The sequence below is a fragment of the Ectopseudomonas oleovorans genome, from assembly GCF_029845265.1.
In the GTDB taxonomy this organism is placed as follows: Bacteria; Pseudomonadota; Gammaproteobacteria; order Pseudomonadales; family Pseudomonadaceae; genus Aquipseudomonas; species Aquipseudomonas oleovorans.
Map to the genome: position 1 here is coordinate 44693 of NZ_JAOCLK010000013.1, position 14102 is coordinate 58794.

A 14102-nucleotide genomic window follows, 5' to 3' on the forward strand; every position below is an offset into this window, starting at 1 on the left:
GCATTGTTCCTACTGGTTATTGCAGAGTTTTCATGATCAACGCGATGGCATCTTGCCAACAGTATGCAGGGCGGCCAGTTACGCAAGAAACAGAGGTGGAACTTTCGCAGTAGAAAGTTGTAGCCGGCGAGACGCCAAAAGTTTTTATCAAGGCACACTACGCCGGTAATAAAACCTTTTTCAGCCATGTGTGACTTAGGGGTCTGCTGAGTTCATCAACAAGATTGAAAGGCCAACATCAATAACCTGTTGGCCGCCATTGATTGTTGGGAACAACTCGGAGAAACCGACCCCATGAACACACCGCTGCGTTTTAACGAAGCCCTGCTGATTGCCGATCGTGCCTTCCGCCCGTTCCAGTGCGTGGCCTGGGCTCCGCAGGACGGCACCGGCGTCGTCAGCATCAGCGTCATCGACCGCACCAACACCCGCCTGCTCGGCCGCACCCAGCTGTCCAGCGCCACCTACAGCGACCCGCAACAGCTGGAAGACGCGCTGCAGCGCTCCCGTGATGAGCTGCGCAGCCAGGGTTTTGACCTGGCACCTTGGAGCATGCCGGAATAAACCCCGTCGGGGCGCCTTGCGCGCCCCCAGATTTGCCCGTTGCGCTTGGCCGCCAGCGATTGCAGACTGCTGCGATCACCCACTTTGCCGAGCCTCGCGCCATGCTTGAACTGCGCCCCAACTGCGAGAACTGCGACTGCGATCTGCCTGCGTCCAGTGTTGACGCCTTGATCTGCTCCTTCGAGTGCACCTTCTGCCGCTCCTGCGCCGAATCCATCCTGGCGCTACGCTGCCCGAACTGCGGTGGCGAACTGGTAAAACGGCCGATTCGCCCGGCCGAAAAGCTCGAACGCTTCCCCGCCTCCAGCAAACGTGTACTCAAGGCCTGAAATGAAAAAGGGGCGACTCCAGTCGCCCCTTTTTCATGTGCAAGACGCCTATCAGTAGTAGGCGTTCTCGCGATTGCTGTGGTCGGTCACGTCACGCACCCCCTTGAGCTCTGGAATGCGCTCGAGCAGGGTTTTCTCGATGCCTTCCTTGAGGGTGTAATCGGCTTGGCCACAGCCCTGGCAACCACCGCCGAACTGCAGCACGGCAATGCCCTCTTCGACCACGTCGATCAGCGTCACCTGGCCGCCATGGCTGGCCAGGCCGGGATTGATCTCGGTCTGCAGGTAGTAGTTGATGCGTTCGTTGAGCGGACTGTCTTCGTTGACCATCGGCACCTTGGCGTTCGGCGCCTTGATGGTCAGCTGGCCGCCCATGCGATCGGTGGCGTAGTCGACGACTGCGTCTTCCAGGAAAGGCTCACTGACGCCATCGATCCAGGCGGTGAAACTGGCCAGGCCAACGGCGGTGTCTTCAGGCTTCTGCTCACCCGGCTTGCAGTAGGCAATGCAGGTTTCCGCGTAAGGCGTACCTGGCTGGGTGATGAAAACTCGGATGCCGATACCCGGAGTATCCTGCTTGCTCAGCAGCTCGGCCAGGTAATCTTCGGCAGCTTGGGTAATGATGATGGCGCTCATGGCAACTCCTCGCGAACATGGGCGCAGTGTACGCCAGAGCGCCGCCCGGTTAAAGCCCAACTAAATTAGTAGGAATTGATCGCAGCCATAGCCGCCATGCAACAAGCAATCTGGAGCGCACTTCACGTGCGCTCCGGTGCGTTTAGAGGTTCTGATAGCGGTTCATATCCAGCACGCCTGTCTCCAACGGCTGGGTTTCGCGAACATGCTCGGCGAGATCGTGAAAATAGCGCCAGAATTCAGGGTGGCTACGCCGTACACCCCAGCGCTCGACTATTTGCTCGAAGGATTTTGCGTCGCTGACACCTTCCATCTGCTTGACGAAGGCATCCACCTCCCCCGCTTTGACCGTGAACAGGAAATTCGGATAGCTGCTCAGCACTTCCGGGTAGATGGTCAGGGTGTCCAGGCGCGGTTGATAGCGCAGCTCCTCTCCCAGCATGAACGCCACGTTGCTGTGCGCACGGTTGCGCAGCAGGCTGTAGATCTCGCGCGAGCCATCGCTCAGCTCTACCCGCAATATCGTCGCTTCTGGCAGTTGATCGATCACCCGCAAGCCGCCCGCCGGACGACTGGCCAGGCGCGCCAACGTCTGCTCGACATCTTGCAGCTCCCTGGGCAAACCGTCGCGATAACACTGCGCGCCCGTGCAGCGGTTGATCGGGTCAGGACGCGCGTTGAGCTTGGCATAGCGCTGCAGCAGCTGTTCGGCGAACTGCTTCTTCGGATCGTCACCGGTCAGGCCAATGGCGCTCGGTGAACGATGATCGATTGAGGTGTAGTCCAGCAGCATCTTCAACTTGCCGCTGTTCTGATACCAGTCATCCAGGTAAGCCTCGCGTGATCGCGCCGGCAGCAGGCGCAGGAAGTTCACTTCGGCGCCATTGCGGATCAGGTCGAAGTACAGGCGCGTCTGCGCCTGGTGCGAAACGTTGCCGAACACGTCGAAGTTGACCACCAGTTGGTAGTAGGTGCGCTCCAGCAGCGGGTAATCCATCCACCAGAGGGTCTGCGGGATCTCGCCGAGCAGGCCTTTGCGCACTGAGGCACTGTCGTGCTGGCGGAAGATCGACAGCAGCGCGTTGTCATTACCGCTCCAGATATGTGCCCAGTCCGCAGGAGGTGCGTCGGCGTAAGCGTCCTTGCGCAGGTTCTCGTAGTCGTTGCGCTTGTCGCGATAGTTGCGCCACAAGCCCAGCAGATCGCCGATATCGTCGAACTGGCCGGGCATGGCCAACAGCGGCGTGGCCTCGCGCTGGTAATTGGCATCGGTGATGTAGAGATCGTGCTCCGGCGCCTGGAACACGGCCCAGAAGTTGTCGCGAATCACGTCAGTGGCGATCTGCCCGCGGCACACCGGACCACGGATAAAGGTGCGCACGAAGTACTCGGCGTTATCCAGCATGAACTGATAGCGCGCCCGCGCCGGAATCGCGGCGAAGGTTTCGAAGGGGTTGGCGCGACGTTGTGCGCCGTAACCCGGCACAGCGTCCAGCGCCCAGTCTTCGCCGAAGAACAGCTCCTTGACCCGCGCCAGCTTGGCGTCATCCAACGGATAGGTGATATGCGTCTTGTGCACGATCACGCCCTGGATCGGCCATAGCCGGTAGTAGAACTCGGTGCCCGGATCGTCGTTGGGGCGGCGCGTGGCGATAGGATCGATGGGTTTGCCGCTGGGGGTACGCGAACGGACCATCTGGAAGAAGTGCCCAGGCTCACCGCCCTCGAAGTGCAAATGCGCGAGGAACAGGTGCTCGTAGAGCCAGCGCGACACCAGATCCTGCCGCACACCGGGCGCGTTCATGAAATTTTCCCACTGCTCCACCTGGCGCAACTCGACTGCACTGGGCTTGAGCGCCTGTTCGGCGACCGGCGCACCCTGGGCCAGCCACTGTTCCAGGGTGGCGTACTCGTCATCGTTCAGCCCCGTCACGGCGAACGGCATGCCGCCATGGGGATTCTTCTGCGCATAGGCGGCGAATTCACCCGGCAATGGGCAGCTGTTGCTGCGGGTGATGGCTATGTCGAGGTTGTCAGGGAGCTTGGCATTGGGCTCGAGCGGTTGGCTGCGACCCAGCTCCAGCATGCGCTTGATCAGCGCAGCCTGGCCGTTGCCGCCATCGAGCACCGAATGAAAGTCGCGCTGGCGCCAGGCCGTCTCGCCCTGTGCATCCAGATAAAGCCGAGTGGTCGCTTGCGCCTTGCTGCGCGTACCGTCGTACACCAGTTGCTTGCTGGCGCCGCGCGCAATGCCTTCGCCACTGCCCAGATTGAGCTGGCACGGCGCGTCATAGCAGGTATGGCAGGCCACGCACTTGTGGGTGAGGATCGGTTGGACGTCATCGACATAGGAAATCGCTTCCGCACGGGCCAGGCCAGCTGCGAAAAAAAGAAGAAACAGAGCAGCGGGCTTGAGCATGACCACGTCCTTGAGTGCGATGCTGGCAATTCTAACGAGACGGCGCCTCCAGCAACATGAATGAAATTCATGAAAAGCCCGCTAGTGCTCCAGAACCCTGCAGCTTTGCTATCATCGCCCACCTTTGTTTCTGCTTTGCTCAGGTAGTTCTCATGTCCGATCGCAGCGCCCGCCTCCAAGCCCTCCAGCAAGCCCTGAAGGAGCGCATCCTGATCCTCGATGGCGGCATGGGCACCATGATCCAGAGCTACAAGCTGGAAGAGGCCGACTACCGCGGCGAGCGCTTCGCCGACTGGCCGAGCGACGTCAAAGGCAACAACGACCTGCTGCTGCTGACCCAGCCGCAGATCATCGCTGCCATCGAGAAAGCCTACCTGGATGCCGGCGCCGACATTCTGGAAACCAATACCTTCAATGCCACCCAAATATCCCAGGCCGACTATGGCATGGAAGGCCTGGCCTATGAGCTGAACGTCGCCGGTGCCCGGGTAGCCCGTGAAGTGGCCGACGCCAAGACCCTGGAAACCCCGGATCGCCCGCGTTTCGTCGCCGGCGTGCTTGGCCCGACCAGCCGCACCTGCTCGATTTCCCCTGACGTTAACGATCCCGGCTACCGCAACGTTACCTTCGATGAACTGGTAGACAACTACACCGAGGCCACTCGCGGCCTGATCGCCGGTGGCGCCGACCTGATCCTGATCGAGACCATCTTCGACACCCTCAACGCCAAGGCGGCGATCTTCGCCGTGCAGCAAGTGTTCGATGAAGACGGCGTCGAGTTGCCGATCATGATTTCCGGCACCATCACCGACGCCTCCGGCCGTACCCTGTCCGGACAGACCACCGAGGCGTTCTGGAACTCGGTGCGCCACGCCAACCCCATCTCCGTCGGTCTGAACTGTGCCCTTGGCGCCAAAGACCTGCGCCCTTACCTGGAAGAACTGTCGAACAAGGCAGACACCCACGTCTCTGCGCACCCCAACGCCGGCCTGCCCAACGCCTTCGGCGAGTACGACGAATCGCCTGCCGAGATGGCTGCGGTGGTCGAAGAGTTCGCAGCCAGCGGCTTTCTCAACATCATCGGCGGTTGCTGCGGTACCACGCCGGGGCATATACAGGCGATTGCCGAGGCGGTCGCCAAGTACCAACCCCGCGCCATTCCGGACATTCCCAAGGCCTGCCGCCTGTCGGGCCTCGAGCCCTTCACCATCGACCGCAACTCGCTGTTCGTTAACGTCGGCGAGCGTACCAACATCACCGGCTCGGCCAAGTTCGCCCGCTTGATCCGCGAGGAGAACTACACCGAGGCACTGGAAGTCGCCCTGCAGCAGGTGGAAGCCGGCGCTCAGGTGATCGACATCAACATGGACGAAGGCATGCTCGACTCCAAGGCCGCCATGGTCAGGTTCCTCAACCTGATCGCCGGCGAGCCGGACATCTCGCGCGTGCCGATCATGATCGACTCTTCGAAATGGGAAGTGATCGAAGCCGGCCTGAAGTGCATCCAGGGCAAGGGCATCGTCAACTCGATCTCGATGAAGGAAGGCGTCGAGCAGTTCAAGCACCACGCCAAACTGTGCAAGCGCTACGGCGCCGCGGTGGTGGTGATGGCCTTCGACGAGGTCGGCCAGGCCGACACCGCCGCGCGCAAGAAGGAAATCTGCCAGCGCAGCTACGACATTCTGGTCAACGAAGTGGGCTTCCCGCCGGAAGACATCATCTTCGACCCGAACATCTTCGCCGTCGCCACCGGTATCGAGGAGCACAACAACTACGCCGTGGACTTCATCGAAGCCTGCGCCTTCATTCGCGACAACCTGCCCTATGCGCTGAGCTCAGGCGGCGTCTCCAACGTGTCCTTCTCGTTCCGCGGCAACAACCCGGTACGTGAGGCGATCCACTCGGTATTTCTCTACTACGCGATCCAGAACGGCCTGACCATGGGCATCGTCAACGCCGGCCAACTGGAAATCTACGACGAGATCCCGAAAGAGCTGCGCAACGCCGTCGAAGACGTGGTGCTCAACCGCAACCCCAACGCCACCGAAGCCCTGCTGGCCATCGCCGACAAGTACAAAGGCGACGGCGCGGTCAAGGAAGTGGAAAACGAAGAATGGCGTTCGCTACCGGTCGGCAAGCGCCTGGAGCATGCCCTGGTCAAGGGCATCACCGCCTTCATCGTCGAAGATACCGAAGAATGCCGCCAGCAATGCGCGCGCCCCATCGAGGTCATCGAAGGCCCGCTGATGAGCGGCATGAATGTGGTCGGCGACCTGTTCGGCTCGGGCAAGATGTTCCTGCCCCAGGTGGTCAAGTCTGCCCGCGTTATGAAGCAGGCCGTTGCCCACCTGATTCCCTTCATCGAAGCGGAGAAAGGCGACAAACCGGAAGCCAAGGGCAAGATCCTCATGGCCACGGTCAAGGGCGACGTACACGATATCGGCAAGAACATCGTCGGCGTGGTGCTGGGCTGTAACGGCTACGACATCGTCGACCTCGGCGTGATGGTGCCGACGGAGAAGATCCTGCAGACCGCGATCGCCGAGAAGTGCGACATCATCGGCCTGTCCGGCCTGATCACTCCGTCGCTGGACGAGATGGTGCATGTCGCCAAGGAAATGCAGCGCCAGGGCTTTAACCTGCCACTGATGATCGGCGGCGCCACCACCTCCAAGGCTCACACCGCGGTGAAGATCGACCCGCAGTACAGCAACGACGCGGTGGTCTACGTGACCGACGCCTCGCGCGCCGTGGGCGTGGCCACCCAGCTGCTGTCCAAGGAGCTGAAGGCCGACTTCGTGCGCAAGACCCGCGAGGAATACGTGGTGGTGCGCGAGCGTACCTCGGCCCGCGCCTCGCGCACCGAGCGCCTGGGCTATGCCGACGCCATCGCCAACAAGCCGGCCTTCGACTGGAACGGCTACGTCGCGCCCAAGCCGAGCTTCACCGGTGCCCAGGTGCTGGACGACATCGACCTGGCGACCCTGGCCGAGTACATCGACTGGACGCCCTTCTTCATCTCCTGGGACTTGGCTGGCAAGTACCCACGCATCCTCACCGACGAAGTGGTCGGCGAAGCCGCCACCGCGTTGTTCGCCGATGCCCAGGCGATGCTGAAAAAGCTGATTGACGAGAAACTGATCAAGGCCCGCGCGGTATTCGGCTTCTGGCCGGCCAACCAGGTCGCCCATGACGACATCGAAGTCTATGGTAGCGACGGCAAGCCCCTGGCCACCCTGCACCACCTGCGCCAGCAGACCATCAAGCCCGACGGCAAGCCGAACCTGTCGCTGGCCGACTTTGTCGCGCCGAAGGAAAGCGGCGTAACCGACTACATAGGCGGCTTCATCACCACCGCTGGCATCGGTGCCGAGGAGCTGGCCAAGGCCTACGAGGCCAAGGGCGACGACTACAACTCGATCATGGTCAAGGCTCTGGCCGACCGCCTGGCCGAGGCCTGTGCCGAGTGGCTGCACGAACGTGTGCGCAAGGACTACTGGGGTTACGCCAGGGATGAGCAACTGGACAACGAAGCGCTGATCCGCGAGCAGTACAAGGGCATCCGCCCTGCCCCGGGCTACCCGGCCTGCCCGGATCACACCGAGAAAGCCACACTGTTCAAGCTGCTCGACCCCGAAGCTGACTACCACAAGGCCGGCAAGAGCGGCGTGTTCCTCACCGAGCACTACGCCATGTTCCCGGCGGCAGCAGTGTCCGGCTGGTACTTCGCCCACCCCGAGGCGCAGTACTTCGCCGTGGGCAAGGTGGACAAGGATCAGATCGAGCAGTACAGCAAGCGCAAGGGTCAGGACATCGCCGTCAGCGAACGCTGGCTGATGCCTAACCTGGGCTACGACGACTGATGCGAAAGAGCCCGCAATCGCGGGCTCTTTTCATTCATGCAGCGACGAACGAGGCGCGACTAGCGCCGATCATCGAAAAACTCGAACTCTCATGCACGGGCGCGGCTCCAAAACATGTCGAGCCATTTCGGCTCAATCGACGGAGCGATGACATGTACAAGCACAGCCTTGCAGTACTGGCCGTAGCGGCCGCGGTGAGCGGTTGCTCGACCTTCGAGAACCCGGCCGATTACCTGACTTTCCGCAATGAGCCACTGGTCAAGCAGGTCGACCACGGCATGACTCAGGAACAGGTACGCACCCTCGGTGGGCCACCCTCTTCGGACGTGCGCAACAGCGTCACAGGCGGCACCTGCAACAACTATGTGCTGAATGTCGACGGCCTGGAACAGCCCTATTACGTGGACTTCGACGTCAACGGCCGGGTCGACAGCAAGGGCTTCATGACCTGCGAGCAGCACCAGGGCAACCAGCGCAAGAGGCTCTGAATGCGATCAGCCCCGCTGCACGCAGCGGGGCCATTCATTGGCTAGAAGATCAGTGAGAGCAATCCCACCACCACGATCAGGCCGATGATGAAAATGATACCGACGGTACCGCCCAGAAACTTCAGCATGCTGACTCTCCTTTTTCGAGGCTCACCAGTTGTGACCTCGGCCTGGCTGTCAGCGTTTAGCTTTTTTCTTCACCTGCAGCGGCAAGCATCAGGCGCCCGGGCGACGGACGATCTTGATGCTGTACTCCATCTGCGGCTTGCGCGTCACGCTCACCGCACGACGACTGACGGTATCCAGCGTGATGTTCCAGAAACCACTGGAGGGCACGCGGATCTTCGCCGGGAACTTGATGAAGGCGCCGCCGTGGTAACTGTGCCGGCCACGGTTCCTGAATGCGCGAAAGTTGGCATCGTTCATCAGGCGGATGTTGCAGGGCTGCGAGCACTGGATGACCACCAGATCGCCCTCTTCCAGATGCTCGCGTTGATGGATGAATTTCATCGTTTTCGGACTCGGTGGTGAAACGGGGGCGCAATAGTGCCGCAAGCGGCCCGGCACCGCCAGCGCAGCTGACGACTCGCTTGCAGCCAAGGCTCGCGCTACCTAGGATGCGCGCCCAACACTGCCATTTGTCGCTGCCATGAAAGTCGTACTCGACCGCATCCCCACGCTGATCGCCCTGCTGCGCCGTTACCCAGGTCTGGTCGCCCTGTTCGGCTTCTGCTCGGGCGTGGCCAGTTTTCTCCTGGTCGACCGCCAGGCGCACCTGGCCAAGGTGTTGGGCGTGGTATTGCTGGTCAGTTGGGTCTGGCTGATTCTGGAGAACCTGCTGCGCGAGCGCATTGCCCGGCGCTTCGGCTTCGAATTGCCGTTGCCGCTGCTGCGCTACGGCACACAGATGATCCACCAGGAAAGTCTGTTCTTCGTCTTGCCGTTCTTCTTCATCACCACCACCTGGAACAGTGGGCAGTTACTGTTCAGCGGCCTGCTGGCGCTCGCCGCCCTGGCCTCTATCACCGACCCGATCTACTACCGCTGGCTGGCGCCCAGGCGCTGGTTGCTGTTGATCTTTCACAGCCTGGCGCTGTTCGCGGTGATGCTGACCGCGCTGCCGATCATCTTTCACCTCAGCACCCCGCAGACCTACCGCATTGCCCTGCTGATCGCCACGCTGCTGGCGCTGCCGAGCCTGCCCGGCCTGATCGGCTTCACCGGCTGGCGACGCATTGTGCTGCTGGCCGCCTTGCCTCTGGCGATGGCCAGCGCCGGCTGGCTAGCGCGGGCCTGGGTGCCGCCGGCAACGCTATGGCTGACCGAGGTGGCGATCAGCGATCGCTTCGATGGCGAACAACGCATGCCAGGCGATAGCCTGCAACAGATCAGCCCGGAACAGCTGCGCGATGATGGGCTTTACGCCTACACCTCGATCAACGCCCCACGCGGCCTCAACGAACGCATCTACCACGTCTGGCAGCACAACGGCCGGGAAGTCGACCGCATTGCGCTGGACATCAACGGCGGGCGCAAGGAGGGCTATCGCGCCTGGACGCACAAACTCAACTTCCCGGCCTCCCCCGAAGGCCGCTGGCAGGTGCGGGTCGTCACCGAAGCCGGGCAGATGATCGGCGTACTGCGCTTCGACGTGGTCGCTGCCACGGCCAAGTGATAGCATGCGCGCCCCATGCAGCTCACCGAACTCAACCAACGCCTCGCCGACCTTGGCGCCAAACCCCAGCATATCGGGCGCATTACCCGTGCCTGGCTGCAGGGCAAGCCGTTGGACACCGGCACCAAGCATCAGAAGACCGAGAACTTCCTGCCCCTGACGGTACGTGAAGCACTGCCGACCATCGCCAGCGAACTAGACGCACTGGCCCGGCTGCGCTCCGAGCATCCCGGCGCAGATGGCTCGGCTCGCCTGTTGGTGGAGCTGGCGGACAAACAGATGGTGGAAAGCGTACTGTTGCCACGTGATGGCCTGTGCATCTCCAGCCAGGTGGGCTGCGCCGTTGCCTGTGTGTTCTGCATGACCGGCAAGAGCGGCCTGCTGCGCCAGCTCAGCAGCGCCGAGATGGTCGCCCAGGTCGCCCTGGGGCGGCGCTTTCGTCCGGTGAAGAAAGTGGTATTCATGGGCATGGGCGAGCCGGCGCACAATCTCGACAACGTGCTTGAGGCCATCGATCTGCTTGGCACCGAGGGCGGCATCGGGCAGCGCAATCTGGTGTTCTCCACCGTTGGTGACCCGCGGGTGTTCGAGCGTCTGCCCAAGCAACGCGTGCGCCCTGCCCTGGCGCTGTCGCTGCATACCACTGACGCCGAGCTGCGCCAACGCCTGCTGCCCAAGGCGCCGCGCATCGATCCTGAAGAGCTGGTGGAACTGGGCGAAGCCTACGCGCGCACCATCGACTACCCGATCCAGTACCAGTGGACCCTGCTCAAGGGCATCAACGACAGCCAGGAAGAGATGGACAACATCCTGCGCCTGTTCAAGGGCAAGTTCGCCGTGCTCAACCTGATCCCCTACAACAGCCTGGAAGCCGACGACTACCAGCGTCCCGAAGGCAAGCGCATCGTCGAGATGGTGCGTTATCTGCACAGCCGTGGCGTGCTGACCAAGGTGCGCAATTCGGCCGGCCAGGATGTCGACGGCGGTTGCGGTCAACTGCGCGCCCGCGCAGTGGATGCGGTCAATACCAGTCGCTTGCACAGAAAGCGCGGCTGAGGCTCAAGAACAGCACCAAGAGCCGATACAAAAGCGTACAGAGAGACCACACGTCCCGCTGGCGAAAGCCAGCACTGTATTTGCCTTGCAGACAACTGCCTTGCATGGATGCAGCCCCGTCGTCTTGGTGCCCAGGAGCCCATTCATGAAAATCGCCCACAAGGTCGGTATCGCGGCCGCTACCGTGCTGTTCCTTACCACCAGCCTGCTGTCGCTATCCCAGGTCAGCTAGGTCCGCGACACCCTGCGCAGTCAGGTCGAATCGAGCAATGCCCTGGCCAGACAGATCGAGAATTGGCTAAACGCCAAACTGCGTCTGATTGACCTGATGTCGCAAACCATCGACAGCAGCTACAGCCCTGAAGAAAATCAGCGTGTATTCGATGCGCCACTGTGCGCTGGAAGCGGACGGCAAGCCAATCAAGAACAGCGACGACTGGAAACCCAGCGCCGACTGGGACGGCCGTAAACGCCCCTGGTATGCGACCGGCAAGGCTGGCAACCAGGCAGTGCAGACCGGACTCTACGTCGACTCCACCACCAATGAAATCCTCATCTCTGCTGTCGCCCGGATCAGCGACGCGGGTCAGTTTCTCGGCGTGTTCGGTGGCGATATCCGCCTGCAATCGGTGGCCGATGCGATCAACACCCTGGACTTCAATGGCGCCGGCTATGCCTTCCTGCTCAGCCGCTCGGGCAATATCATTTCCCACCCCAATGCCGAGTACAACGGCAAGTCCTACAGCGAACTGTTCGACGGCCAGAGCCCGGCGCTGAGCAAGGAACTGCACGAAGTCGAGGCCAGCGGCAAGAACCTGCTGGTCTCCTTCACCCCGCTACCCAACCTGCTTGGCATGGACTGGTACATCGGCGTGGTGATGGCCGAAGCCAACCGCCTGACCTGGCTTGCCGTGGTCGGTACCGTGGTCGGCGTGGCCATCAGCCTCGTGGTGCTGGGCCTACTGATGAACAGCCTGCTCAAACCACTGAGCCTGCTCAGCACCTCGTTGCGTGAGATCAACAGCGGCGAAGGTGACCTGACGCGCCGCCTGGCGATCACCAGCAACGACGAAAGGTCCGCGGGTGGTTTGCGCCAGGCCGAAAGCCGCATGCAACAGAGCCGCGATACCGCCAGCAAGACCGCCGAGGACGCAATCGCAGCCAACGACATGCTCGGCCGCATCCGTGAGGCGATCACCCGCATCAACGACATGAACCTGCAGATCGCCACCGCAGCCGAAGAGCAGAGCGCGACCACCGAAGAAATCAACCGCAACACCACCAACATCCGCGACATCAGCCACGAGCTGGCTGGCGGTGCCGAGCAACAGGTCCGGCAGTGCGCCTCGATGGTGGAACAGGTCGGCCAGCAGGATCGTCTGCTGGGGCGCTTCAAGGTCTGAGGCTCCTGCCGCAGAGCGATTCAGCACAATAGAAAACGCCGCAACCTGCAAAGGTCTGCGGCGTTTTGTTTTTCAGGATGGCGAATGCACAACAAAGTCTATGCTTGCAGGATCAAAGGAGAGACCGACCATGACCGATCAGGACAAAGACCCCCAAGCGCCTCTGACCCTGCGAGAAATGCTGCAAAGCGTGCTGGCGGCTGCGCTCGGCGTGCAGAGCGGGAAAAATCGCAGCCGCGATTTCAGCCGCGGCAAGCCCAGCCATTTCATTCTGCTCGGCGTGCTGTTCACCACGTTGTTCGTGGTTGTATTGCTGGGCGTGGTGAAGCTGATCCTGCACCTGGCGACTGGCTGATCACTCCAGCAGGGAGGCAATCGAGCACTGGTAACGCTGACGCTGAGGCTGCGACAGCATGCTGAACTGGCGAAAGTCCATACCAATATCCGGCTGTGCAAGGCGTTCGAGCAATTGCTTTGACTGCGCCCTGTCGACAGTACGCAACAGCGACGCCACCTGATCCTTGCCGCCACGCTCGGCGAAATCCAGCCCCCGCGCGTGGTCGCTGAGCATCACCAAAGCGCAGGCGCCCAAAAGAAAGTGACCACTGGCCAAAATATCGATACGTCCGTCGATACGCGCCTTTAGCACGCGCTCCGAGTTGTTCAGGGCCGTGTAATGCAGGGGTCTGCCCAGCTCATTGGCTGCACGCAATACCCCAAAGGCCATTTCATCATTAGCAGACCAGATCAGGCTGACCGCCGGATAACGCGGCAATAGACCAATCGCCTGCTCGTATGCCCGCTGTTCCCGCCACTCACCATGAACCGCCTGCATCAGCTTGATATGCGGTGCTTCACTCAAGGCACGCTGCAAGCCGGCCTGACGCAGAGTCGACGAAGGCGTACGGTTGACCCCGGAAAACGCCAGCAACTCGGCAGGTTTGCCACGGGTCAGGGCGATCAGCTCACGCGCCATCAGATAACCGGCCTCCTCATCGTTGGGCACCAGGCTACCTATCCAGTTTCGGTGGTACTCGCGGCTGCCACCGATAAGGGCCTGCTGCTCTTCGGTCAAGGTGCTGTGCAGGGCAAACAGCCTGGCATCGCTGTTTTCGAACAAGCGCAGCAATGCCGGCCCCAGGAACAGTTCATTGGTGAAGATCAGATAATCGGGGTGCTTACCCGCAAAAACCTGCTGGGCATTGCGCAGCATACGTTCAGGATCGCGCTCGCCGTACAGCACCTCCAGCTCGACGCCCAGGTCTCCAGCGGCATCCTGCATGTAGCGGCTGTAATCGCTCCAGAAACGCTCATTGGCGTAGCCAGGGTTGAGAAAAACCATGGTCGGCACGCGCGGTTGTGCCGACGCCAACGCGCAGCAAAACAACAGTCCCAGACCCAGCATCCACCTGCTCACATCGCCCCTCCTCGATAATCGGGGCGCAGTATAAGGTGTTAATGGCAAAAGGCCGACCGCTAATGCGTGTCGGCCTTCGCCCTCACTGTCCGCTGACCCAGAAGACCGCCGTACCTACCGCAATCAGGATCAGGCAAAAGATCGCCCAAGCATCGATAACGCTGTCGGAACTTTCCACTTCAGTGTGCTCGGTCATGGTTCCCCCCCTCTTCTTGTGCTTTTGGGTGATGCACACTGCATTTAAGACCAGCC

Annotated in this window: 13 protein-coding genes; 8 read left to right on the plus strand and 5 right to left on the minus strand. The window is 61.4% G+C overall.

Annotated elements, in window-relative coordinates:
* Positions 1-294 precede the first annotated feature (294 nt).
* Both N5J71_RS09145 and N5J71_RS09150 read left to right on the plus strand, forming a co-directional pair.
* Positions 295-564: a hypothetical protein gene (locus N5J71_RS09145; RefSeq protein WP_003460201.1), complete on the plus strand. Its 270-nt coding sequence runs from the start codon at positions 295-297 to the stop codon at positions 562-564.
* Between the two features lie 101 nt (positions 565-665).
* Positions 666-893, plus strand: coding sequence for a DUF1272 domain-containing protein (locus N5J71_RS09150; protein WP_003460203.1), 228 nt, complete (start codon positions 666-668; stop codon positions 891-893).
* 51 nt (positions 894-944) lie between these two features.
* Here the strand turns inward: N5J71_RS09150 and nfuA are convergent, their stop codons facing one another.
* Together nfuA and N5J71_RS09160 are read right to left on the minus strand one after the other, a co-directional pair.
* Positions 945-1529, minus strand: coding sequence for a Fe-S biogenesis protein NfuA (gene nfuA, locus N5J71_RS09155; protein ID WP_003460205.1), 585 nt, complete (start codon positions 1527-1529; stop codon positions 945-947).
* Positions 1530-1671: 142 nt separating this feature from the next.
* Positions 1672-3948 carry a fatty acid cis/trans isomerase gene (locus N5J71_RS09160; RefSeq protein ID WP_003460207.1) on the minus strand — a complete coding sequence of 759 codons (2277 nt, stop codon included), beginning with the start codon at positions 3946-3948 and terminating at the stop codon, positions 1672-1674.
* Positions 3949-4100: 152 nt separating this feature from the next.
* On the opposite strand from N5J71_RS09160, the gene metH reads away from it, so the two are divergent.
* Complete coding sequence (gene metH / locus N5J71_RS09165; protein ID WP_003460210.1) at positions 4101-7811, plus strand: methionine synthase; 3711 nt, start codon at positions 4101-4103, stop codon at positions 7809-7811.
* A gap of 152 nt (positions 7812-7963) precedes the next feature.
* Positions 7964-8299, plus strand: coding sequence for an osmotically-inducible lipoprotein OsmE (gene osmE / locus N5J71_RS09170; protein WP_003460211.1), 336 nt, complete (start codon positions 7964-7966; stop codon positions 8297-8299).
* 41 nt (positions 8300-8340) lie between these two features.
* Here the strand turns inward: osmE and N5J71_RS22640 are convergent, their stop codons facing one another.
* Together N5J71_RS22640 and N5J71_RS09175 are read right to left on the minus strand one after the other, a co-directional pair.
* Positions 8341-8427 carry a small membrane protein YohP gene (locus N5J71_RS22640; protein ID WP_442873392.1) on the minus strand — a complete coding sequence of 29 codons (87 nt, stop codon included), beginning with the start codon at positions 8425-8427 and terminating at the stop codon, positions 8341-8343.
* 88 nt (positions 8428-8515) lie between these two features.
* Positions 8516-8809: a DUF1883 domain-containing protein gene (locus N5J71_RS09175; protein WP_003460213.1), complete on the minus strand. Its 294-nt coding sequence runs from the start codon at positions 8807-8809 to the stop codon at positions 8516-8518.
* 139 nt (positions 8810-8948) lie between these two features.
* Between N5J71_RS09175 and N5J71_RS09180 the strand changes: the two genes are divergently transcribed.
* From N5J71_RS09180 to N5J71_RS09195, 4 genes are all read left to right on the plus strand, one after another.
* Positions 8949-9974, plus strand: a complete 1026-nt coding sequence (locus N5J71_RS09180) for a DUF5924 family protein (protein WP_003460215.1) — start codon at positions 8949-8951, stop codon at positions 9972-9974.
* A 15-nt stretch (positions 9975-9989) separates the two neighbouring features.
* On the plus strand, positions 9990-11030 hold the full coding sequence (locus tag N5J71_RS09185) for an RNA methyltransferase (protein ID WP_003460216.1): 1041 nt from the start codon (positions 9990-9992) through the stop codon (positions 11028-11030).
* Positions 11031-11413: 383 nt separating this feature from the next.
* Entirely contained in the window at positions 11414-12433 is a 1020-nt protein-coding gene (locus N5J71_RS09190) for a PDC sensor domain-containing protein (protein ID WP_003460217.1), read from the plus strand.
* 130 nt (positions 12434-12563) lie between these two features.
* Positions 12564-12788 carry a DUF2970 domain-containing protein gene (locus tag N5J71_RS09195; protein ID WP_279533334.1) on the plus strand — a complete coding sequence of 75 codons (225 nt, stop codon included), beginning with the start codon at positions 12564-12566 and terminating at the stop codon, positions 12786-12788.
* Here N5J71_RS09195 and N5J71_RS09200 read toward each other — a convergent pair whose 3' ends face one another.
* Positions 12789-13838 carry an ABC transporter substrate-binding protein gene (locus N5J71_RS09200; protein ID WP_279916757.1) on the minus strand — a complete coding sequence of 350 codons (1050 nt, stop codon included), beginning with the start codon at positions 13836-13838 and terminating at the stop codon, positions 12789-12791.
* Positions 13839-14102 lie beyond the last annotated feature (264 nt).

Coding starts and splice junctions, on each gene's coding strand:
- N5J71_RS09190 (WP_003460217.1), top strand. CDS start 11,414: ATGCGCCACTGTGCGCTGGAAGCGGACGGCAAGCCAATCAAGAACAGC.
- N5J71_RS09145 (WP_003460201.1), top strand. CDS start 295: ATGAACACACCGCTGCGTTTTAACGAAGCCCTGCTGATTGCCGATCGT.
- N5J71_RS22640 (WP_442873392.1), bottom strand. CDS start 8,427: ATGCTGAAGTTTCTGGGCGGTACCGTCGGTATCATTTTCATCATCGGC.
- osmE (WP_003460211.1), top strand. CDS start 7,964: ATGTACAAGCACAGCCTTGCAGTACTGGCCGTAGCGGCCGCGGTGAGC.
- metH (WP_003460210.1), top strand. CDS start 4,101: ATGTCCGATCGCAGCGCCCGCCTCCAAGCCCTCCAGCAAGCCCTGAAG.
- nfuA (WP_003460205.1), bottom strand. CDS start 1,529: ATGAGCGCCATCATCATTACCCAAGCTGCCGAAGATTACCTGGCCGAG.
- N5J71_RS09200 (WP_279916757.1), bottom strand. CDS start 13,838: ATGCTGGGTCTGGGACTGTTGTTTTGCTGCGCGTTGGCGTCGGCACAA.
- N5J71_RS09150 (WP_003460203.1), top strand. CDS start 666: ATGCTTGAACTGCGCCCCAACTGCGAGAACTGCGACTGCGATCTGCCT.
- N5J71_RS09175 (WP_003460213.1), bottom strand. CDS start 8,809: ATGAAATTCATCCATCAACGCGAGCATCTGGAAGAGGGCGATCTGGTG.
- N5J71_RS09160 (WP_003460207.1), bottom strand. CDS start 3,948: ATGCTCAAGCCCGCTGCTCTGTTTCTTCTTTTTTTCGCAGCTGGCCTG.
- N5J71_RS09180 (WP_003460215.1), top strand. CDS start 8,949: ATGAAAGTCGTACTCGACCGCATCCCCACGCTGATCGCCCTGCTGCGC.
- N5J71_RS09195 (WP_279533334.1), top strand. CDS start 12,564: ATGACCGATCAGGACAAAGACCCCCAAGCGCCTCTGACCCTGCGAGAA.
- N5J71_RS09185 (WP_003460216.1), top strand. CDS start 9,990: ATGCAGCTCACCGAACTCAACCAACGCCTCGCCGACCTTGGCGCCAAA.